Source organism: Streptosporangium sp. NPDC002544, from assembly GCF_040295965.1.
Taxonomy (GTDB): Bacteria; Actinomycetota; Actinomycetes; order Streptosporangiales; family Streptosporangiaceae; genus Streptosporangium.
Window position 1 is genome coordinate 34059 of sequence record NZ_JBEOWJ010000010.1, and the last position, 21944, is coordinate 56002.

8 protein-coding genes are annotated in these 21944 nt (G+C 70.9%); 3 read left to right on the forward strand and 5 right to left on the reverse strand.

Annotation, left to right across the window (positions count from 1 at the left end; all coding sequences use genetic code 11):
- Positions 1–175 precede the first annotated feature (175 nt).
- From ABT061_RS16960 to ABT061_RS16970, 3 genes are read right to left on the reverse strand one after another with little or no spacing between them, the layout of a single operon-like run.
- Positions 176–367, reverse strand: a complete 192-nt coding sequence (locus ABT061_RS16960) for an MbtH family protein (RefSeq protein ID WP_350917947.1) — start codon at positions 365–367, stop codon at positions 176–178.
- Positions 364–11937, reverse strand: a complete 11574-nt coding sequence (locus ABT061_RS16965; RefSeq protein WP_350917950.1) for a non-ribosomal peptide synthetase/type I polyketide synthase — start codon at positions 11935–11937, stop codon at positions 364–366. The genes ABT061_RS16960 and ABT061_RS16965 overlap by 4 nt, the downstream gene beginning before the upstream one ends.
- Complete coding sequence (locus ABT061_RS16970; RefSeq protein WP_350917953.1) at positions 11934–15461, reverse strand: non-ribosomal peptide synthetase; 3528 nt, start codon at positions 15459–15461, stop codon at positions 11934–11936. Before ABT061_RS16970 ends, ABT061_RS16965 begins: the two co-directional genes overlap by 4 nt.
- A gap of 327 nt (positions 15462–15788) precedes the next feature.
- Here ABT061_RS16970 and ABT061_RS16975 point away from each other — a divergent pair, with 327 nt between their 5' ends.
- Complete coding sequence (locus ABT061_RS16975) at positions 15789–16619, forward strand: undecaprenyl-diphosphate phosphatase (RefSeq protein WP_350917956.1); 831 nt, start codon at positions 15789–15791, stop codon at positions 16617–16619.
- Positions 16620–16675: 56 nt separating this feature from the next.
- Here ABT061_RS16975 and ABT061_RS16980 read toward each other — a convergent pair whose 3' ends face one another.
- A complete protein-coding gene (locus ABT061_RS16980; protein WP_350917958.1) occupies positions 16676–17638 on the reverse strand; it encodes a glycoside hydrolase family 113 protein in 963 nt (320 codons plus the stop codon).
- 1 nt (position 17639) lies between these two features.
- On the reverse strand, positions 17640–18248 hold the full coding sequence (locus ABT061_RS16985; protein WP_350917961.1) for a TetR family transcriptional regulator: 609 nt from the start codon (positions 18246–18248) through the stop codon (positions 17640–17642).
- 166 nt (positions 18249–18414) lie between these two features.
- On the opposite strand from ABT061_RS16985, the gene ABT061_RS16990 reads away from it, so the two are divergent.
- Positions 18415–19044 (forward strand): DsbA family protein, encoded by a 630-nt coding sequence (locus ABT061_RS16990; protein ID WP_350917964.1) that lies wholly within the window; start codon positions 18415–18417, stop codon positions 19042–19044.
- Positions 19045–19226: 182 nt separating this feature from the next.
- Entirely contained in the window at positions 19227–21824 is a 2598-nt protein-coding gene (gene hrpB, locus ABT061_RS16995) for an ATP-dependent helicase HrpB (RefSeq protein WP_350917967.1), read from the forward strand.
- The last annotated feature ends 120 nt before the right edge of the window (positions 21825–21944 follow it).

The following is a 21944-nucleotide window of genomic DNA, read 5'->3' on the forward strand; positions in this document are numbered from 1 at the left end:
GCAAGGTCAGGAGGCCGGGCGGTCGCAGACCTCGACCGCCCGGCCTCATCGTCCGCCGCCCGTCTCCACGGGCGGCCGGCTCAGCCTCGCTCCCGGGTGCCCGCCGATGACCGGGTGCCCCTCGCGGGCACCGTGCACATGCCGGGCGGGAGCGTGGCCCGAACGCGACGAACGCTCATCCGCCGAGTTCGCCGCGGAGGCTCAGCGGGCGCATGTCGGTCCACTCCGCCTGGATGTAGGCCAGGCAGTCCTCCTTGGAACCGGTCTTTCCCACCTCGCGCCAGCCGTTGGGAATCGCCCGGCCGGCGGCCCAGATGGAGTACTGCTCCTCGTGGTTCACCACAACGGTGTAGAGGTCGGTGGTCATCGGGTGGCCCTTTCTTCCTTGACGAGCCGGCGGTCGGCCAGCTCCTGGAGTACGTCCTTGTCGGTTATGATCTTCGCGTCGGGAATGACGTCCGGCAGGTCGTCTTCGAGAAGGCGGACCGGCCGGTAGCGGTAGGCGGCGAGACCGAGCAGCATCGTGCAGACACCGGCGGTGATCATGAGAAGTGCGATGCCTCGCCCCGGACTGGTCGCGAGCGGCTCGAAGACGTGCTCCGCGAGCGGCCCGGACAACAGGAATCCGGCGGGCACCATCATCCAGCTGAGCATGAGAGTGGTCGCGATCACACGGCCCTGAAGTTCGAGCCCGACCTTGGCCTGGACGATGGAGAGCCAGTGCGTGTTGAGCACGGCGGTGGCCAGGCCTATGCCGAACAGGCCGAGAGCCGGGAAGACCGGGTGCGGCCAGAGCCCCATGACGACCATCGACAGGCCGATCAGGACGAAGCTGCCGAGGATGCCCGTGGTGCGACGGGGCAGACCGCCTGTCACGGCCATGAGAGCGCTGCCCACCAGCAGCCCGACACCGCTCGCGGCGAGGATCATGCCGAGCACGGAAGTGTCGCCCAGCGACAGCGCGAGGGGGGTCGCCAGCAACTCGACCATTCCCATCATGAAGTTCAGCACGGTGGTGAAGCCGATGATGGCCACCAGGCCGTGCCGCCGCGAGATGTAACGCCAGCCGCCGATGAGCTCCTTGCCGAACGGCTCCTCCTTCCTGACGAAGAGCGTGTCGGGGAACCGGATGGTGAGATTGATCGTGACGGCGAACAGGAACGAGACCAGGTCGATGAGCAGGATGCCCTGCAATCCGATGGCGGCGGCGAGCGCGCCCCCCAGCAGGGGGGCCAGGGTCGTGCCGACGGCGCTGCCGAGCTGGGTGATGCCGTTCGCCCTCCCGTAGTACCGCTTGGGCACGAGCTGGGTGACGGCGGCCAGATAGGCCGGTTGCTGGAACGCGTTGGCGCAGGCGCTGATGGTGACGGCGGTGAAGATGTGCCAGAGCTCAAGGTGGCCGAACATGTAGAGGGCACCGAGGCTGAGGGTCCCCGTGGCGGCGAAGGTGTCGGCGAAGATCATGATCTTTCGCCGGTCCCAGCGGTCCGCCAGCGTTCCGGCGACCGGTGCCAGCACGACGGCGGGCAGCAGGGCCAGGACCGTGGTGAGCGCGAACAGTGAGATCGACCCGGACCGCTGGTAGACCCACAGACCCATGGCGAACGTGGTCAGACCTGTGCCGATGACCGAGACGAGCTGCCCCGCCGCGACGAGGGAGAACGTCCGCAGACTCGGCTGCGCAGTCCGCTTCGGCGGGGTTTCGGCCTGGTCCTCCCGGGCCCGGCCGTTCTCCACGTGATCATCTGGGGCCTGTTCGTTCCCGCTCCGGCCGTCGGGCCGCCGCCCATGGTAGGAGGTGATGATGTCCATGAGCTCGGCTGCCTGGTGTTTCTGGAAGTAGTGACCCGCCCCCTCGATGAGCTCCAGGGACACCGAGTCCGAGAACTCCTCCCACTCCCTGAACCGTTCCTGGTACAGCTCGGTGGCCCGGTCGGCGGTTCCGATCACGGAGACGATCGGCGCCGCGAGCTTGCAGGCCCCGCCGTCCCGGTACCGGGCGGTGTAGTAGTCCTCACCATTCTTGACGTCCCTGAAGAACACCCGCATCAGGAACGCCTGTTCCTCGTCGGTGAGGGCGTCGGTGAAGAATCCCATGGCGCGCAGGAACTCCAGCTGGGCGCGCTTGGAGGTACGGCGCTCCGTCGGGAACATCCTGTGCAGCAGGTCGGCCAGCCTTCCCGGCAGGCGTGGCACCGGGAAATGGCCGCCGATGAAGATCCGGGCGAAGTCGATCCCCTCGGCCTCCAGCCGCTCGGCCAGCGCGACGGTCATCGCGCCCCCCATGCAGTGCCCGTAGAGGACGAGCGGGCCGGTGATCCGCTCCTTGATCTCCTCGACGCAGCGGCTCAGGAGCTCGTCCATCGGGAGCATCGGTTCGTCCGGCCGGTTGACGTCGTGGCCTGGAGGTTCCAGCGCGTACAGGGAGACGCCGGCCGGGACGGCGGCGGCGGCGAGCGACTGGTAGGTGATGGCACCCGCGCCGGCGAACGGCAGGCAGACGATCGTCATGGGGGAGTCCCCCTTGGGACGGGGAGGCGTCAGCTCGTGGAAGAGCCTCGTACTCCGCCCTCCGGCGTGCTCGGCGAACGAGCGGACGGTCGGGTTCTTGAAAAGGTCCAGCACACCGGCGGAAAGGCCGTTCCCCCTGACGGCACGCACGGCTTTGAACGAGTCGCCGCCCAGGTCGAAGAAGTTGTCGTCGATCCCGAGACGTTCCACGCCCAGTACCTGCGCCCACTGCGTGGCCAGAGTCATCTCCAGCGGGGTCCTCGGCGCGACGTAGCCACTGTCGTCGAAGGAGCGGTTACGGTCGGGAGCGGGCAGGGCCCGCCGGTTCACCTTGCCGTTCGGAGTGAGCGGGAAGTCCGCCATCGTCACGAACGCCGTGGGCACCATGTAGTCGGGCAGGTTCCTGCGCAGGTAAGTCCGCCATTCACCGGCATCGACCGGCTCCTGTCCGGGGTGCGGCCGCAGATAGGCGACGATCTCCTTGGCGCCGTCCTCCTCGCGGATGACCACCACCGCGTCGAGCACTGCGGGATGCGCCAGCAGTTGGGTTTCGATCTCGCCCAGCTCGATCCGGAAGCCGCGCACCTTCACCTGCGCGTCATTGCGCCCGGCGAACTCGACGGTGCCGTCCGGCCGGAACCGGCCGAGGTCCCCGCTGCGGTAGAGCCGCGCCCCCGGAACGGGCCCGTAGGGATCGGGCACGAACCGGTCGGCGGTGACGTCGGGCTGTCCGAGATAGCCCCGGGTGACTCCCAGGCCGCCGATGTGAATCTCGCCGACGGCGCCGACGGGAAGGAGCCGCATCGCGCTGTCGAGCACGTAGACCTGGGTGTTCGCGATCGGGGGGCCGATCGTGATGGGACCGCCGTCCTTGTGGACCCGCGCCCCGGTCGAGTAGATCGTCGTTTCCGTCGGGCCGTACATGTTCCACAGCTCGCCGGTCCGGTCGAGCAGGTCGGCGGCCAGCGCGGCGGGCAGCGCATCCCCGCCGGTCACGGCCTTGAGCCCGGGTATCCCCTGCCACCCCGACGACACCAGCAGGTGCCAGGTGGCGGGCGTGACCTGCAGGAACGTCGCGTTCTCGGCGGCCATCAGGGCGGCCAGGCTCGTCGCGTCATATGCCTGGTCGCGGGTCGCGATCACCACCCGGGCTCCGACGCAGAGCGGGAGGAACATGTCCAGGACCGAGATGTCGAAGGCGAAGGTCGCCACGGCCACGAGCGTGTCCGACGGTTTCAGCCCCGGCGCGCGCCCCACGGAGTACAGGAGGTTGACGGCCGCCGAGTGCGGGACGGCCACGCCCTTGGGGCGGCCGGTCGATCCCGAGGTGTAGATGATGTAGGCGAGGCTTGAGGCGGGAGCCGGCACCTCGGGTCTGTCGGCGCTCTCCTGCTCGATGTCGGCGCCCAGCAGCACCGTCTGCCCCTCGTAGTCGCCGTAGTCGTCCAGGAGCCCCTCCTGGGTGATCAGGACAGCGGCCCCGGAGTGCTCCAGCATGTACGTCCGGCGGTCGCGCGGGTACATCGGGTCGAGCGGTACGTACGCCCCGCCGGCCTTGAGCACCGCCAGCAGTGCCACCATCATCGTCTGCGAGCGTTCGACGGCCACCCCCACCAGCACGTCGGGGCCGACGCCGAGCGAGCGGAGACGGTGGGCCAGCCGGTTCGCCCGCCGGTCGAGCCGGCGATAGGTCAGCGAGAGCCCGTCGAAGGTGATCGCGATCGCCTCGGGGGTGCGGTCCGCCTGCCGCTCGACCAGTTCGTGGATACGGCAGGTGGGCACCTGGTCATCCGCCGAGGCGTTCCACTCGACGAGCTGTTCGTGGCGCTCGGCGGGGGTCAGGAACTCGACGTCGGCGAGCCGGATCGAGGGATCCGCGGCGAACGCCTCCAGCAGCGTCTCGAAGTGGCCGAGCATGCGCTCGGCGGTGTGCTCCTCGAAGAGGTCGGTGTTGTACTCCAGGCGGCAGTCGAGCCCGCCGTTCACGTCGTAGACGTAGAGCGCCAGGTCGACCTGGGCGGCTCTCGCGTCGACGGGCAGTCTGCGGGTCCGCAGCCCGTCCAACCGCCACTCGTCCGGGGGCAGGTTCATCAGGTTGAACATGACCTGGAAGAGGGGGTTTCTGCTGGGGTCCCTGGGCAGGTTGAGCGCGTCGACCAGCCGCTCGAACGGGACGTCCTGGCGCGCGTACGCGTTCAGGGCCGTCTCACGGACCTGGGGAAGGAGGTCGCCAAAAGCCATCTGGCCGTCGAGCCGGGTGCGCAGTACGAGGGTGTTCAGGAAACACCCGATCAGTTCCTCCTGCTCGGACCGGGTGCGCCCGGCCACCGGCGAGCCGACACAGATGTCGGACTGCCCGGTGTAGCGGTACAGGAGTGTCTGCAGCGCGCCGAGCAGCGTCATGTAGAGGGTCAGCCCGCGCTCCCTGCTGAGCCCGCGCAGCCGGTCCGCCAGATCCACGGAAAGCAGCCGGGCGGAGACCGCGCCGTCGAAGGTCTGCAGCGGCGGCCGGGGTTTGTCCGTCGGCAGTTCCAGGGCCGGCGGCGCGTCCGCCAGCTGCCCCCTCCAGTAGGCGAGATCGGGTTCCAGGACCTCCTGTAGCCGTTCACGCTGCCACAGCGTGTAGTCGCCGTAGCTCAGAGGCAGGTCGCCCAGCGGCGATTCGCGGTTCGCGGCGAACGCGTTGTAGAGGACGCCCAGCTCCCTGGCGATGACCCCGAGCGACCACCCGTCGGAGACGATGTGGTGCATGGCCAGGGACAGGACGTGGTGCGTCGGTCCCAGCCGCAGCAGGGTGGGCAGGAACACGGGCCCCTCCGCCAGGTCGAACCGGGTCCGCGCCAGCTCGGACGCGACCTGTTCGGCGGCCGTCATATCGGGAACCTCGATCACCGGCAGCTCGACCGGGCCGGGCGCGGCGACCATCTGGACCGGTTCCCCGCCGGACGCCGGGAAGGTCGTGCGAAGCGCCTCGTGCCGGTGGACGATCTCCTGTACGGCGGCGCGCAGGGCGCGCTCGTCCAGCTCGCCCTCCAGCTCCAGCGACACGGCGATCGTGTACGCGTGCTGGTCGGGGTACATCTGGTCCATGAACCAGATGCGCCGCTGCGCGTAGGAGAGCGGTAGGGGGCCGTCGTCCGGTTCCCCCGCCGGTTCCTCCGGAGCCTCGCCCAGAGGTTCCCCGGAGGCACCCTCGGGACGCTCCCCGGTGACGGTCCCGGACTGCGGGAGCGTCGCGGCCAGACGGGCCACGGTGGGGTGCTCGAACACGGCCTCGATCGGGACCTCCTCACCGAGGACCGAGCGGAGTCTGGCCACGAGCTGGGTGGCCAGCAGCGAGTGACCGCCCAGTTCGAAGAAGTCGTCGTGGTCTCCGATGGGAGTGATGCCGAGGATTTCCTCCCACACCGCGGCGATGCGTGCCCGCGTCGCGTCACCGGGTGCGAGTTCCGGCGAGGAGAAGGGGGAGTCGGGGGAAGGGCCGTCGGCGGGCTCCTCCGTCGACGGGGCGGGCATGCCCCGCCCCTGGACCCAGTGCCTTTTCCGCTCGAACGGGTAGGTGGGCAGGGGCACGCGCGGCCCGCCCTCGGGAAAGCGGGCCCAGTCGACCGGCACGCCGGCGAGCCAGAGCCGGCCCACCCCGTCGAGCATGTGGGCGAGGTCGTCCGTGTCGTCGGCCGGATGCCGCATCAGCGTGACGACGGCGTTCGCCGGGGTCTCCGGTCCGCCCTCCTCCCGCCGGTCCGGTCGGCCGCCGTCCCGGTTCCGCAGGAACGTGGCGAGCGTACGGCCGGGTCCCACCTCGGCGACGGCGTGGCCCTCCTCCAGGAGGATCCGGGCGCAGTCGCCGAACCGCACGGTCTCCCGCAGGTGCCGTGCCCAGAAGGCCGGGTCGGTCGCCTCCTCGGCGGTGACCCACGAGCCGGTGACGTTCGACAGGTAGGGGAGCCGGGGCGGCTGGAGGGACACCCGGCCCACCTCGGCGGCGAAGGCGTCCAGGACGGGGTCCAGCATCGAGGAGTGGAACGCGTGGGAGGTCCGCAGCTGCCGGCAGGTGACGCCGCGCCGCAGCAGCCGCTCCTCGAGCGCGGCGACGGCCGGATGCGGGCCCGCCACCACGCAGAGCGCGGGGCCGTTGACCGCGGCCAGCGACAGCTCCTCGTCCAGCAGCCAGCGCACCTCCGTCTCGGGCAGGGGCACGGCGAGCATGGCTCCCGAGGGGAGGTCCTGGACCAGGCGGCCCCTCGCGCTGACCAGTCTCAGCGCGTCCTCGACGGAGAAGACCCCGGCCAGGCAGGCGGCGACGTACTCGCCGACGCTGTGTCCCGCCATGGCGTCGGGCCGCACCCCCCACTCCATCAGATGGCGGGCGAGGGCGTACTCGGTGACGAACAGGGCGGGCTGGGTCAGCCAGGTCTGCTGCAGCGTCGAGCCGTCACCGGCGTAGAGGGCGTCGCGCAGGTCCAGGCCGAGGTGCGGACGCAGGAACTCCGAGCAGAGGTCGACGGTCGCGCGGAACACGCCCTCCCGCAGGTACAGGCCCGCGCCCATGGCCGGGTACTGGGATCCCTGCCCTGGGAAGACGAATGCCACGCCACGCTCTCGCCGGGCCGTTCCCGAACGGAGCCGCTGGGCGTCCTTCGCGGTCAGGATCTCGACGGCGGCCTTGCGGTCGGCGGAGACGAGCGTCCGCCGGTGGTCCAGCTCGCGCCGTCCCAGCCGCAGCGTCGTGGCCGCGCTCGCGAGGCTCACCTCGGGGTGGTCGCGCAGGTGGTCGCCGAGCCGCTCGGTCACGGCGTCGAGAGCGGAGGGCGTCCTGGCGGACAGGACGAGAAGCTCCGGGTCGCCGGAGGTGTCCCTGGGCGGGATCCGCGGCGCCTCCTCAAGGATGACGTGGGCGTTCGTGCCTCCCATTCCGAACGAGCTGACCGCGGCCCGGCGGGGGCCGTCACCGGTGGGCCAGGCACGCGATTCGGTGTTGACGTAGAAGCGCGTGCCGCCGAAGTCGATTTTGGGGTTGGGCGCGCTGAAGTTGAGGCTCGCGGGCAGTGTGCCGTCCTTGAGCGCCATGACCGTCTTGATCAGTCCCGCGACGCCGGCGGCCGCGTCGGTGTGGCCGATGTTGGACTTCACCGAGCCGAGGGCGCAGGGCCGCGAGGTGTCCTCCTCCTCGCGCCCGTAGACCTGGGCCAGTGCGGCGACCTCGATCGGGTCGCCGAGCGGCGTCGCCGTGCCGTGCGTCTCGATGTAGTCGATCGTGCCCGGGGAGACGCCGGCCACGGCCAGCGCCCGCTCGATCACCTCCGCCTGACCGTCGACGGCGGGGGCGACGTAGCCCACCTTGCGCGCGCCGTCGTTGTTCACCGCGGAGCCGCGGATGACCGCGTGGATGACGTCGCCGTCGGCGATCGCGTCCTCAAGCCGCTTGAGCGCCACCACCCCGACGCCGCTGGAGCCCAACGTGCCCTGCGCGTCCACGTCGAACGGACGGCAGTGGCCGTCCGGGGACTCGATGCCGCCCACCTGGTAGAGGTACCCGCGGCGCTGCGCCGCTTCGACTCTCGCCCCGCCGGCCAGCGCGATGTCGCACTCGCCCGACAGCAGGCTCGCTCCCGCGAGGTGGATCGCCACCAGCGAGGTCGAGCAGGCCGTGTTCACACTGATGCTCGGACCGCGCAGGTCGAACTTGTAGGAGACACGGGTGGGCAGGAAGTCCTTCTCGGTGCTGAGCATCAGCTGATACTCACCGACCGCGCGAACGATCTCGGGAGCGTGGAGGAGGTTGTCGGTCAGGTAGGTGCTCTGCCCGGACCCGGCGAACACCCCGATCTGCCCGGAATACCGGTGCGGGTCGTAGCCCGCGTACTCCAGCGCCTCCCAGGAGCATTCCAGGAACAGGCGGTGCTGCGGGTCGAGGATCTCCGCCTCGCGGGGAGTGAAGTCGAAGAACCCCGCGTCGAACCGGTCGATGTCGTCGAGCACGGTGCCGGCCTTGACGTAGGCGGGGTCGCCGAGCAGGGCGGGATCGCCTCCGTCGGAGAGGATCTCCTCGTCGGAGAAGGACCGGACTGCCTCCACCCCCTCGTCGATGTTCCTCCAGAACTCCTCCGGCGTACGGGCGCCGGGGAAACGGCAGGCCATCCCGATGACGGCGATGGCGCCGCCGGAGGGCACGGCGGCCTTCACCGCCGCGGCGGCCTTGGCGGGTTCCCCCGCGACGAGGAAGTCGGCCAGCGAGCGGATCGTGGGATGGCGGAACAGGTCGGTGACGGTGATCCGGTCGCCGAACAGCTCCACCAGCTTCCCGTGGACGGCGAGCAGCAGCAGTGAATGGCCGCCGGCCTCGAAGAAGTTGTCGTGCGCCCCGATGTCGTCCCGACCGAGCAGCGTTCTCCACACGCCCGCGACGACCCCCTCCACATCGTTGTCGCGCGCGGGCTCGGGGACCGGCCCGGAGGACGGGGCGGGCAGCGCGGCCCTGTCGACCTTGCCGTTCGCCGTCAGCGGCAGCGCGTCCAGGACGACGAACGCGGAGGGGACCATGTAGTCGGGCAGTTCGGCTCTGAGCGCCTCGCGCAGCGCGCCGGCACCGCCCTGGTCACCGTCACCGTCACCGTCGCCGGACTTCACGACGTAGGCGACGAGGCGTCTGTCGCCGGGGGTGTCCTCCCTGAGCGTCACCGCCACGTCGGCGACGGCCGGCAGGCGCGTCATCACGGCCTCGATCTCGCCCAGCTCGACGCGGAACCCGCGCAGCTTCACCTGGGTGTCCTGCCGGCCGAGATATTCCAGGTTGCCGTCGGCGCGGTAGCGGACGATGTCCCCCGTCCGGTACATGCGCTCGCCGCCCGACGCCGAGAACGGGTCGGGCAGGAACCGCTCGGCGGTCAGCCCCGGGCGGTTCAGGTAGCCGCGGGCGACGCCCGCCCCGCCGACGTGGAGTTCACCGGCCACCCCGACGGGGACCGGGTTCAGCAGGGGGTCGAGGACGTACAGCCTGGTGTTGGCGATGGGACGGCCGATCGGGACCGCCCCGGTGGTCGGCGTCTGCTCCCAGACCTCGTAGGTGGCGCATCCGACCACGGTCTCCGTCGGACCGTACTCGTTGATCAGGCGGGTGTCCGGAGCGTGCCGGCGCCAGAACGCGATGTTCTCGGCGAGCAGGCTCTCCCCGCCGATCACGAAACTCCTGGTCCTCCCCGCGGCCTCGGGTGGCGGGAGCTGGTGTGCCACGACCTCCAGGTGCGCAGGGGTGATCTTCGTGAGGCCGTACGGCGCCCGCCTGGCCAGGAGCGCCTCGCCGAGCCCCTCGGCCCCCACGCCCTCGGGCAGCAGGTGTACCGTGCCACCGGCGAGCAGCGGCACCAACATGCTCGTGACGGTCAGGTCGAACCCGACGGAGGAGTGGACCGGCGCGCCGCCGACGGGGACGTACTCATCGCGGGCCCAGGCCGCGTAGTTGGCGATGCCGCGATGCGTGACCATCACGCCCTTGGGCCGTCCGGTCGAGCCGGAGGTGTAGATGACGTAGGCCAGGTCGTCGTGGCCGGTCCCGCTCTCCCGCAACGGGGGCGCCCCGGAGCCGTCGAGCGTCTCCACCTCGACCACCCGGGCCGACGAGCCGGCGAACCGGTCGGCGAGCCGCCCCGAGGTCAGCAGCAGAGCCGCCTGTGTGTCGTCGAGCACGAAGGCCAGCCGGTCCTTCGGCTGTGCGGGGTCGAGCGGTACGTACGCCCCGCCCGCCTTGAGCACGGCGAGGAAGGCGACGGCGAACTCGACGGAGCGTTCCAGGCAGATTCCGACCAGGCTGCCGCGGCCGACTCCCAGCGCCTGGAGAGCCCGCGCCCACTCGTCGGAAGCGGCGTCGAGCTCCCGGTAGGTCAGCTCCCCGCCTTCGTCCACGACGGCCACGGCGTCCGGGACGGACCGGGCGCGCAGGGTGAACATCTGGTGGACGAGGTTCTCACCGATCGGCTGGTCGGTCTGGTTCCACCCGACGAGAATCCGCTCGCGTTCCACGGGCGACAGGATCGGCAGTTCCCAGACCGGCGTCGTCGCGTCGGCCACGGCGCCGGCCAGGAGTGTGCCGAAGTGACGGCTGAGACGGCGGATGGAGACCTCGTCGAACAGGTCGGTGCTGTACTCGACGGACCCCTCGATACCGTCCTCGCCGTCCCGCACGGCGAGTGTCAGATCGAACTTCGACGTCTCGCAGGGCACCTGGACCGGGGTGACGGTCAGCTCGTCCAGGTCCGGCCGGGACTCGGCTCCCTGCTGGTAGATGAACATCATCTGGAAGAGCGGGCTGCGGCTGAGGTGACGTTCCGGGCGCAGCGCCTCGACCAGCTTCTCGAAGGGCAGGCCCTGGTTGGCGTGCGCGTCCAGCATCGCCTCGCGCACGCGCGCCACGACCGCCGCGAAGGAGGGGTTCCCGGAGACGTCCGTACGGATCACGACGGTGTTGGTGAGGAACCCGATGAGACCTTCCAGCTCCGCGCGGTCGCGGTTGGCGATCGGGGTGCCGACGACGATGTCGGTGTGCCCGGTGTAGCGGGCCAGCAGGATCTGAAAGGCGGCCAGCAGCACCATGGCCGGGGTGGCGCCCAGGCCGCGGCAGAAAGCGTGGAACTCCTCCACCGATCCTTCGACGCGGAACGGCAGCGACCTGCCCTCGAACGACTGGGCCGGCGGGCGCGGCCGGTCGGGGAGGAGTTCCAGCACCTGGGGGGCGCCTTCGAGGGCCCGCCGCCAGTGGGAAAGCTGGGCGTCGTACTCGGGACCCGCCGGCCACTCCCGCTGCCAGACCGCGAAGTCCGGGTACTGGATGACCGGCTCGGGCAGTTCTGCCGGCCGACGGGCGCGATGAGCCGTGTACAGCTCACCCAGCTCGCGGTTGAACACCTCAAGCGACCATTCGTCGGCGACGGCGTGGTGGAAGGTCAGCAGCAGGACGTGCTCCTCGGGACCGCGCCGCAGCAGCCGCCCGCGCAGCAGGGGCCCGCGGCCGAGGTCCATCGGCTCCACGGCCAGTGCCGCCAGCCGCGACCGCAGCTCGTCCTCGCCGTCGCAGTCGACGACGGGCAGGTCCAGGCGCAGGTCCGCCGCGATGAGCTGCACCGGCTCGGCGCCGTCCATGGCGAAGGTCGTCCGCAGGCTCTCGTGCCGAGTGACCAGCTCGTTCAGCGCCTTGACCAGCGCCTCGCGGTCGAGCGGCCCCTGAAGCCGGTAGGCGACGGGCAGCAGGTACAGGCTCGTGTCCGGCAGCATCCGGTCCAGGTACCAGAGCCGTTGCTGGGAGAACGACATCGGCGCCCGGTCCGACGGCTCGCGCCGGGGGATGCCGCCGGAGCGGGCCGGTAGCCGCCGCTTCCTTCTCAGCGCCTCCAGCAGCTCACGCCGGCGAGGCGACAACTGATCCCCGTTCACCTGGTGTCCTCGATCTCTCGCAGAAGTACTTCCATGTCGCTGTCGGAGGAGGTGGCGACCATTAGGAACAGCTCGGCCGCCTCCTCCAGGGCGGGGCCGTGCTCGTCGAGCAGCGTCCTCGCCAGCGTCGCGACGGTGGGTTTCTCGAACAGGACCTTCAGCGGGATGTCGACCTCCAGCGCCTCCCGAAGGGCTGAGGCCGCGCGCATGGCGAGGAGGGAGTGACCGCCCAGTGCGAAGAAGTCGTCATGGAGCCCCACCTCCTCCGCCCCGAGGAACTCGCCCCAGGTCGTGGCGATGACCCTCTCCAGTGCCGTTGTCGGGGCGATGAACACCTCGCCCTCCGGTACGGGCGCGGGGAGCGCGCGGCGGTCCACCTGGTTGGAGGGCGTCCTCTCCGCCTGCTCCTCGACCAGTGTGTTCAGGCAGGCGTCGACAGGCTCCGGACGGGGGCCGCTCAGCGGCTCGGTCCCTGCCGCCGGCGGCAGCTCGGAGATCCGGCGGAGCGGGTTCTCCGCGACCCCCCACAACACCTTCTCGTAGTGCGCGAGAAACAGCTCCATCGTCTCGGTGTCGAACAGGTCGGTGCTGTACTCGGCGATCAGGACGGGACCGTCCGGCAGGAAGTCGACGAACGTCAGAAGGTCGAACTTGGCGCAGCCGTTGTCGATCTCCCCGTTCGTCGCGACGCGGATTCCGGCGGCGTGCGCGGCGGGCACCTCCTGCTGCATCACGAACAGGACCTGGACGAGCGGGTTGTGGGCGGCTCCCCCGCCGAGGCCGAGGCTCTCGACGATCCGCTCGAAGGGGACGTCGGCGTTGGCCGACGCGTCGAGAGCCGTCCGCCGCACCTCGCGGAGCAGGTCGGCGAACAGGGGGTCCCCCGGCAGATCGACCCTTAGGGGAAGGGTGTTCGTGAAGAAGCCGACCAGCTGTTCCGCCGCCGGATGGTCACGTCCCGCGACGGGCACCCCCACCACGATGTCCTCCTGGCCCGTGTAGCGGCGGAGCAGCACCTGGAAGGCGGCGAACATCACCATGAACAGGCTGGCCCGCGCCTGCACGCCCACCGACTCCAGGGTGGAGACGAGCCCGGCGGGCAACGGACGGCGAAGCTTCGCGCCGCGATGACTCCTGGCCGGGGAGCGAGGGCGGTCGTAGGGAAGTGCCAGGGATTCGGGCAGTCGCTCCAGGCGCCTGCCCCAGAACACCAGCTGCTCCTCGGCGACGCTCTGCAGCCGCCCCGACGACCAGGCGGTGAGGTCGGCGTAGCGGGCGGTGAGCGTGGGCAGTGCCGGGGGACGTCCGGTGACGAACGCCTCGTACAGCTCGCCCAGCTCGGCGAGGAGGACGTTCGTCGACCAGCCGTCGAACGCGATGTGGTGCACGGTCAGCAGGAGCTCGTGACGGTCGTCGGCGAGCCGCAGGAGCAGCCCCCGCAGCAGCGAGCCGGTACGGAGGTCGAAGGGGGCCCGAGCGTCGGCGTCGACGAGTTCGGCGCGCCTCTCCCCCGGGAGCCCGCGCAGGTCGGCGGTGACGAAGGGAACGGGCCGCCAGGTGGCCACGTGCTGGACGGGCAGGCCCGCCCGCTCGTCATAGCGGGTGCGCAGGGGTTCGTGCCGCTTGACGATCTCGTTCACCGCGCGTTCGAGCGCGGCGGCGTCCAGGTCGCCGTCGATCGTGTAGGAGATCGGCACGTTGTAGAGAGCGCTGTCGGGAACCAGGCGGTCGATGAACCACAGCCGCTGCTGTGCGGGCGAGAGTGGCGACCACTCGCTCACCGAGCCGAGGACGAGAGGCCGCGACACTTTCTTCACGTCGCCGTCGATCTCTCGGGCGACGGCCGCGACGGTGGGATGCTCGAAGAAGATCCTCGACTGGACCGGCCTGCGCAGGGCGTCCTCCAGTTGCACGGCCATCCGCATCGCGGCGAGCGAATGACCTCCCAATGCGAAGAAGTCGTCGTGGACGCCGACCCGCTCCAGGTTGAGGACGCGCCGCCACGCCTTGGCGACGGCCGCTTCGGTGGGTGTCCGAGGTGATGCCGAGTCACGGACCGCGTCGGCGCCTCGGACCGAGGGCAGTGCACGGCGGTCGACCTTCCCGTTGAGGGTGAGTGGCATCTCCGTGAGCGGGACGAAGCGCGCGGGAACCATGTACTCGGGGAGCTTGGCACCGAGAAACGCCCGCAACTCCTCGACCGCCCCACCGCTCATGACGACATAGGCGACGAGCCGGTCCTGCTGGAGGAGCACCGTGGCGGACTGCACGTGGGGGTGCCGGCTGAGCACCGCCTCGATCTCGCCGAGCTCGATCCGGTAACCCCGGAGTTTCACCTGGTGGTCGGCGCGGCCGATGAAATCAAGCTGGCCGTCGGGCCTGGCCCTGGCGAAGTCACCCGTTTTGTAGAGCCGCGCGCCCGCCGATCCACCGAACGGGTCCGGGACGAAAGCCTCAGCCGTCAGCTCGGGACGCCCCAGGTAGCCTCTGGCCAGTCCGACTCCGCCGATGTAGACCTCGCCGGCCTCGCCGGGCGGCACCGGTTCGAGGTGCTCGTCGAGCAGGTGGACGTCCACGTTGCCGATGGCCTTGCCGATCGAGGGCGCGCCGGTGTTCTCGGCGTGGGCGGGTATCTCGGCGACGGTGGCGAGGACTGAGCATTCCGTGGGCCCGTAGCCGTTCACCAGACGGAAGGGAAGCCCCGGGGGCGGGTAGCGGGTGAGGCGGTCCCCGGCGGTGAACATGATCCGGAGCTTCGTCGCAGGCGGCCAGTCAAGGTCGACGAGGGCTTCGACGACGGCCGTGGGAAAGAAGCACGCGGTGATCTCCTGTGCCACGACCCAGTCGCGCAGGGAGGTCAGGGAACCCCGGGTGTCGGCGTCCGGTATCGCGATGCTCGCCCCCACCGTCAGGTAGCTCCAGATCTCCCAGACGCTGACGTCGAAGGCAGGGCCGGCGATGATTGCGGTCCGGTCCTCCGCCGTGGTACCGAACTCCTCGTGGTGCCATCGCACCAGGTTGAGCAGCCCACCGTGCGGTACCAGGACCCCCTTCGGGCGCCCGGTCGAACCGGACGTGTAAATGGTGTAGGCAAGCCTGTCGAGGTGTGCCCGAGTGGTCTCCTCGCCTTCGAGGACCCCGCCTTCCGTTTCCCCGCCTTCGAGAACCCCGCCTTCGAGGTCCTCGATGAGGATCAGGGGAGGAGCGTCGGGGTACGTCAGTCGCTCCGACCAGTTCGAGTCGGTCACCACGGCGACGACCCGGGCGTCGTCCAACATGGTGTGGAGGCGTTCGGCCGGAGTCGCCGGATCGAGCGGCACGAAAGCGGAGCCTGTCTTCAACACGGCGAGCTGGGCCGCGATGAGAAGCACGGAGCGATCCGCGAGAACACCGACGAGAGACTCCGGAGCCGCTCCGAGCTCAGCGATCCGCTTCGCCAACCGAGTCGACAGGGCGTCCAGCGCCTGGTAAGTGAGAACGCCGTCCGATGTGATCAGCGCGATCGCCTGGGGTGCGGCTCGCACGCGCTCACGAAACAGATGTAGGACGGTCAGAGGGGACTGCGGTGCCATATGACGCCGTTTCGTTAGGCAAACTCCTTAGGTCGGAGTATGTGAACCCCTCTTGCGTCCAACTTGGCAACGGCTTAAGCGGCACTAAGTTTTATGCCTGCTCAAAATGTCCAGGGAGCCGCTCCGATATTCCGCGGTCACCATGCCGGCCCCTCCGGCGGCGGGCACGGCCGGTTCACGACCGATGACACATCTCAGCCTGCTGACCGGGTCACAGTCGGCCCGTCCCTGCGCTAGCCTCGCGTACGCTACGCACGTGCTGGTACGAAAGGCGCTCAAGTGATCAGCTGGTTCGAAGCCGTGGTCCTCGGACTGATTCAGGGACTGACGGAGTTTCTGCCGATCTCCTCCAGCGCCCACATCCGGGTCGTCTCGGCGTTCTTCGGCTGGCAGGACCCCGGAGCCGCGTTCACCGCGGTCATCCAGCTCGGCACCGAGGCCGCGGTGCTGATCTACTTCCGCAAGGAGATCTGGGAGATCATCTCCACCTGGACGCGGTCCCTGTGGACACCCGACCTGCGCGGCCACCACTCCGCCCGGATGGGCTGGTACGTCATCGTGGGCACCATTCCGATCGTGGTGCTCGGCCTGCTCTTCAAGGACTCCATCGAGAGCGTCTTCCGCGACCTGCGCCTGATCGGCACGACCCTGATCGTCTTCGGGCTGGTGCTGTGGTTCGCCGACCACACCGCCCGCAACAAGCTCACCCTGGAGCGGCACCTCAGCTTCACCCATGCCCTGATCTACGGCTTCGCCCAGTCGCTCGCCCTGGTTCCCGGCGTCTCCCGCTCCGGCGGCACGATCAGCGCCGGGCTGCTGCTGGACTACCGCAGGGAGGAGGCCGCGAAGTACTCCTTCCTGCTGGCCATCCCGGCCGTGCTCGGCTCGGGCTTCCTGGAGCTGTTCAAGATCGGCGATGGCAGCGCCCCCGACTGGGGGCCCACGATCCTGGCCACCGTGATCTCCTTCATCGTGGGCTACCTGGCCGTCTCGTGGTTCCTGAAGTACATCAGCACCCACCGCTTCACCGGCTTCGTGATCTACCGGATCGCCCTCGGCGTCCTCATCATCGCCCTGGTGAGCACCGGAGTCCTCGACCCGTCGGCCTGAAGTCCCGGCATCGGCGGCTCAGACCGTCCGTCCCCCTCCTGGGCCTCCCCGGTGACTCATGAGTCTCGCCGGACGGCTCGGTCGCGGGCGTATCTGGCCGCCATCGTGTGGAACACCTCCTTCGGTGCCCAGCGCCTCTCGTCGAGCATCCTGACCACGCCGTAGGAGGCGATGTCCCCGTCCCCGATGTGGCTGAAGCCCGCGAAGGTGAACCAGAGAGCGGTGTCCACCCCCTCCTTCTCGAAGACGTCCAGCAGCTCGGTGAAGTAGCGCACCTGCTCGCCCTCGTCCCGTACGGCGCCCTCCGGCGGCTGCCAGGCCATGCCACCGCGCTCGCCCGCCCCCCGGTAGGCGCAGGTGCCGAACTCGGTCACCGCGACCGGTTTGCCGTGCTTGAACTTGTCGCGCAGTTCCTCCTGGAAGGTGGCGGCGTTGTAGGCGGCCCGGTAGGCGTCGGCGCCGATGATGTCGAACGGGGCCCAGTCGACGAACTCCCACGGGGCCGCCGCGTAGGTGACGGGCCCGCCGAAACGGGTCCTGACAACGTCCGCGCTCTCGGCCAGGAAACCGTTGAGCCGCTCCAGGACGGGGCCGAGCGAAGCCCACCACTCCATGTCGGCGGTGCTTATCGTCTGCAGGCGATCGCGGTACGTGGCACCGGGGATGAACCCGGCGCCGAACCCGCTGATCTCGCATCCGGTCACGAGCACCACCTCGGCCCCGCCGCCTCGCACGGCCTCGGCCCGCTCCGCACAGTCGGCGAAGGTCGAGAGCATCGCCTCGGGCGGGAGGTCGACGGGGAAGGGGGCGAACCAGATCTCCAGCCCCGCGGCGGCGGCGTGCTCGGCTGCGACGCTCAGCCGCGCGGGATCTCCGCCGGAGATCCGTACCGCGTCGCAGTGCAGCTCATCGGCGATGACGCCCATGTCATGCCGGACGGCGTCGGGATCGAACACCTTGCGGCTGTTGTCGCGACCGGGCAGGAACCCGGTGTCGTAGTTGATTCCTCGCGCGCGCACGTCACTGTCTCCCTTGTCGGTTGATGCCGTACTCCAGCAGGTCGAAGGCGAGTTCGACGTCTCCGCACAGGTCGTGGCCCGCCTCTTCCGGCGAGGCGCCGGAGACCAGGAGGCGGAAGAACCTCTCCTGCAGGGTCAGCACGGAGGCGGTGATCTGGGCGGCCATCAGAGCGGCCGTCAACTCGTCGTGCTCTTCGGCCAGTGCCAGCGCCAGCGCCTGGCGCTGCCCGTGGAGCAGGTCGTTCGCGCCGCTGCTGAGCGCGGGACTGGCGAAGATCACCCGCATCTGGGTGATCAGGGCGTCCCTGTCCACGGCCGTCGCCGGCTCGGCGGCGAACGCGCGGTAGTGCGCCCGCAGGGCCTCCAGCGGCGACTGCCCGGCGGGCCGCGCGGTGACGATCCCCGCCAGGTCCTCCTGCCCCACGCCCCGCAGGACGAGCGACTCCTTGGTCGGGAAGTACTTGAACAGCGTCACCTTCGCCACCTCGGCGGCCTCGGCGATCTCGTTGACGGTCACCGCGTCGAAGCCGCGCTCGGCGAACAGCCGCAGCGCCACCGCGGCGATCCGCCGTTGCGTCTGTTCCTTCTTCCGCTCTCGCAGTCCCGCCATACGAGCACGATAAAACTGAACCGGGTTCAAAAGCAAACCCAGTTCGCTTTTTATGGCGGGTGGGAAAGGCCGTGCGGGTCGGTTGTGGCGCGCGATCCGGTGAAGGTGGCACGCTGCCCGGGCACGACCGGGGATGATGATCGGAGAGCCGGGAAGGACGGGCAGGATGGACAAGACGATCGCGGACTTCTGGTTCGACCCCTCCTGCCCGTACACCTGGATCACCTCACGATGGCTGGTGGAGGTGGAGAAGGTACGGCCGGTCGAGGTGCGCTGGCACGTGATGAGCCTGTCGGTGCTCAACGAGGGCCGTGACGAGGATCCGGAGGGCGACACCGAGGGCTACCTGTGGGTGCCCGTACGCGTCTGCGCCGCCGTACGACAGGAGTACGGGCAGCAGGCGCTCGGCAGGCTGTACACCGCGATGTGGACCGTCGCGCGCGCACCTGGGGCGGACTGGGCCGGTGCTCTCGACGCCGCCCTGGCCGCCGCGGGGCTGCCGGCGGAGCTGGCCGGAGCCGGGATGTCGACGGCCTACGACGAGGCGGTACGGGCCTCCCATGCCGAGGGCATCGGCCTGATCGGCGAACACGTCGGCACCCCGGTGGTCGCCGCCACCGGCCCCGCCACCGGTGGCGAGCGCGTGGTGTTCTTCGGCCCGGTGATCTCCCGGATTCCCGTGGGAGAGCGGGCGGGCCGCCTGTGGGACGGGACGCTGCTGGTGGCGGGGACGCCGGGCTTTCACGAGCTCAAGGGCGTCTCGCACGAGGAGCCCCGGCTCGACGACCCGAGCTGACAGGTCATGCCGGCCCCCGCGGTGTGCGCTTGGCCGCTCGCCCTCACGCGCCTCTTCGCCCCCGTGTTGTGGATCACACCGGCGGCGGGACATGCCCCGCCCGGCTGACTTCGCCGGCGGAAGGCGACAGCGCGTGCCGGGGGCGCGTCTCGTGGCGGGACGGGCTCGTGGACACTGGACGGGTGCGTTCCGACTGGTCCGACCTGCCCGTCCGCCATGCCCTGCCCGAGTTGCTCGCGGCGCTGGGTGAGCGGGGCGTCGCCGTGCTCACCGCGCCCCCGGGCACCGGCAAGACCACGCTCGTCCCGCTCGCGCTGGCCGGGCTCCTCGACGGCCCGGTGGCGAAGCGGGTGATCGTGGCCGAGCCGAGGCGGATGGCGGTACGGGCGGCGGCCAGGCGGATGGCATGGCTGCTGGAGTCGGAGGTGGGCGCGGAGGTCGGGTTCTCCGTCCGCGGCGAGCGCAGGGCCGGTGCGAGGACCGTCGTCGAGGTCGTCACCACGGGGGTCCTCCTCCAGCGACTCCAGCGCGACCCCGACCTCGAAGGCGTGGACACGGTCCTGCTGGACGAGTGCCACGAGCGCCACCTGGATGCCGACACCGCGCTGGCCTTCCTGCTCGACGTCCGCGCCACGCTCCGTCCCGACCTGCGGATCGTCGCTACCTCCGCCACCGCCGACGCCGCCCCCTGGGCCCGCCTCCTCGGCTCGGGCGACCCCGCGCCGATCGTGCACGCGGCCGGCACCGCGCATCCCGTCACGCCCGTCTGGGCCCCGCCCTCAGGGAAGGTCGCGCCGCCCCACGGCATGCGGGTGGACCCGGCGTTCCTGGCCCATGTCGCAGCCGTCGTACGGCGTGCGCTGGCCGAGCACGAGGGGGACGTGCTCTGCTTCCTGCCGGGCGTCGGCGAGATCGGCCGGGTGGCCGCGATGCTTCCCGGCGTCGACGTCCTCCAGGTGCACGGCCAGGCGCCGGCCCGGGTCCAGGACGCGGTTCTCTCCCCGGGTGAGGGGCGCAGGGTGGTTCTCGCCACCTCGGTCGCCGAGTCGAGCCTGACCGTGCCCGGCGTACGGGTGGTGGTCGACTCCGGCCTGGCCAGGGAGCCCCGGACCGACCACGCCCGCGGCCTCGGCTCGCTCACCACGGTCCGCGCGTCCCGGGCCTCGGCCACCCAGCGGGCGGGGCGGGCGGGCCGCGAGGCACCGGGCGTGGTCTACCGCTGCTGGTCGCGGGCCGAGCACGAGCGGTTGCCCGAGCACGCGCGGCCCGAGATCGCGCTCGCCGACCTGACCGGCTTCGCCCTCCAGGCCGCCTGCTGGGGCGACCCCACCGCCACCGGCCTGGCCCTGCTCGACCCGCCCCCGGCCGCCGCGATGGACGCCGCCCGCCGCACCCTGCACGCCCTGGGCGCCCTGGACTCCCCTGGCGCGCCGGGTCTCACCATGGGCCGGGTGACCGAGCGGGGACGGCGGATGGCCGGAGCCGGGGTCCATCCGCGTCTGGCACGGGCCCTGATCGATGCCGGGACCGATCCCCTGACCGGCCCCGGGACCGGTACCGGGAGCAACGCGAGGTCCCGGGTCGCCGAGGTCGTGGCGCTGCTGTCGGAGCAGTTGCCCCGGGACGCGGGTGACGACCTGGTGGCGGTCTGGCGCGCCGCGCGCCGGGGCGGGGACGGCTTCTCCGCCCGGTGGCGTCAGGAGGCCGGGCGCCTGGCTCGCGCCGTCCCCGGCCCCGACCGGCGTCAGGGACGGCCACTGTCCGCCGACGTCACGCCCCGGGGCGGCAGGACGGCGAAGAAAGACGAGACGGCCTGGGACGACGATGCCGTGGCCGGGATCGTCGTGGCGCTGGCCTACCCCGAGCGGGTGGCGCGGCGGCGGGGCGGGTCGTACCTGATGGCCTCGGGAACGGCCGCCGAGTTGCCACGCGGGTCGCGGCTGGGGACGGCGGAGTGGCTGGCCATCGCGGTCGCGGACCGGCCCGCCGGGGTGGCGTCCGCCAGGATCAGGCAGGCGGTGGTGATCGACGAGGAGATCGCCAGGCTCGCCGCGGCTCCCCTGTACGGCTCCGACGAGGAGATCATCTGGCGCGTACCGCCGGGAGAGCGGCGTGGCGATGTGTCGGCTCGCCGGGTGGAACGGCTGGGCGCGATCGAGCTGGCCGACAGCGTGCTCCGCGGCGCCGACGTACGACCCGCCGTCCTGGAGGGTCTGCGCGCCGAGGGCCTGTCGATCCTGCGCTGGACGCCCGAGGCCGTGGCCCTGCGCGAGCGCCTGGCCTTCTGCCGGCGCACGCTCGGCGACCCCTGGCCCGCGACGGACGACGACGCGCTGATCGAGGCGGCCGACCGCTGGCTGGAGCCCGAGCTGTCGCGGGCCCGCCGCCGGTCCGACCTGGAGCGCCTCGACGTGGTCTCCGCGCTGCACCGCCTGGTCCCGTGGAACGCCCGGCTGGCGGAGACGGCCCCGGAACGGGTCGAGGTGCCGAGCGGGTCGCGGATCAGGATCGACTACTCGGGCGAGCAGCCAGTACTGGCGGCCAAGCTGCAGGAACTGTTCGGCTGGGCCGAGACCCCGCGCGTCGCGGGAGTCCCGCTGGTGATCCACCTGCTCTCCCCCGCGGGCCGTCCGGCCGCGGTCACCGCCGACCTGGCCTCGTTCTGGCGCGAGGGCTACCGCGCGGTCCGCGCCGAGCTCCGCGGCCGCTACCCCCGGCATCCCTGGCCGGACGACCCCATGTCGGCCACCGCCACCCGCCGCACCAACCCACGGCGCTGACTTCGGGCTCCGCCCACCTCCCCTGCCGGCCCGGGAGCCATACCAGGCACTCCCGGAGACAAGGCCGGAAACCTCACCTGGGGGAATACGCCGGCGCCGCCGCGAAGGCCTCGCACGACG

Excerpts from the sequence above, each read along its gene's own strand:
- ABT061_RS16960 (WP_350917947.1), bottom strand. The coding sequence starts at position 367 with ATGACCACCGACCTCTACACCGTTGTGGTGAACCACGAGGAGCAGTAC.
- ABT061_RS16985 (WP_350917961.1), bottom strand. The coding sequence starts at position 18,248 with ATGGCGGGACTGCGAGAGCGGAAGAAGGAACAGACGCAACGGCGGATC.
- ABT061_RS16990 (WP_350917964.1), top strand. The coding sequence starts at position 18,415 with ATGGACAAGACGATCGCGGACTTCTGGTTCGACCCCTCCTGCCCGTAC.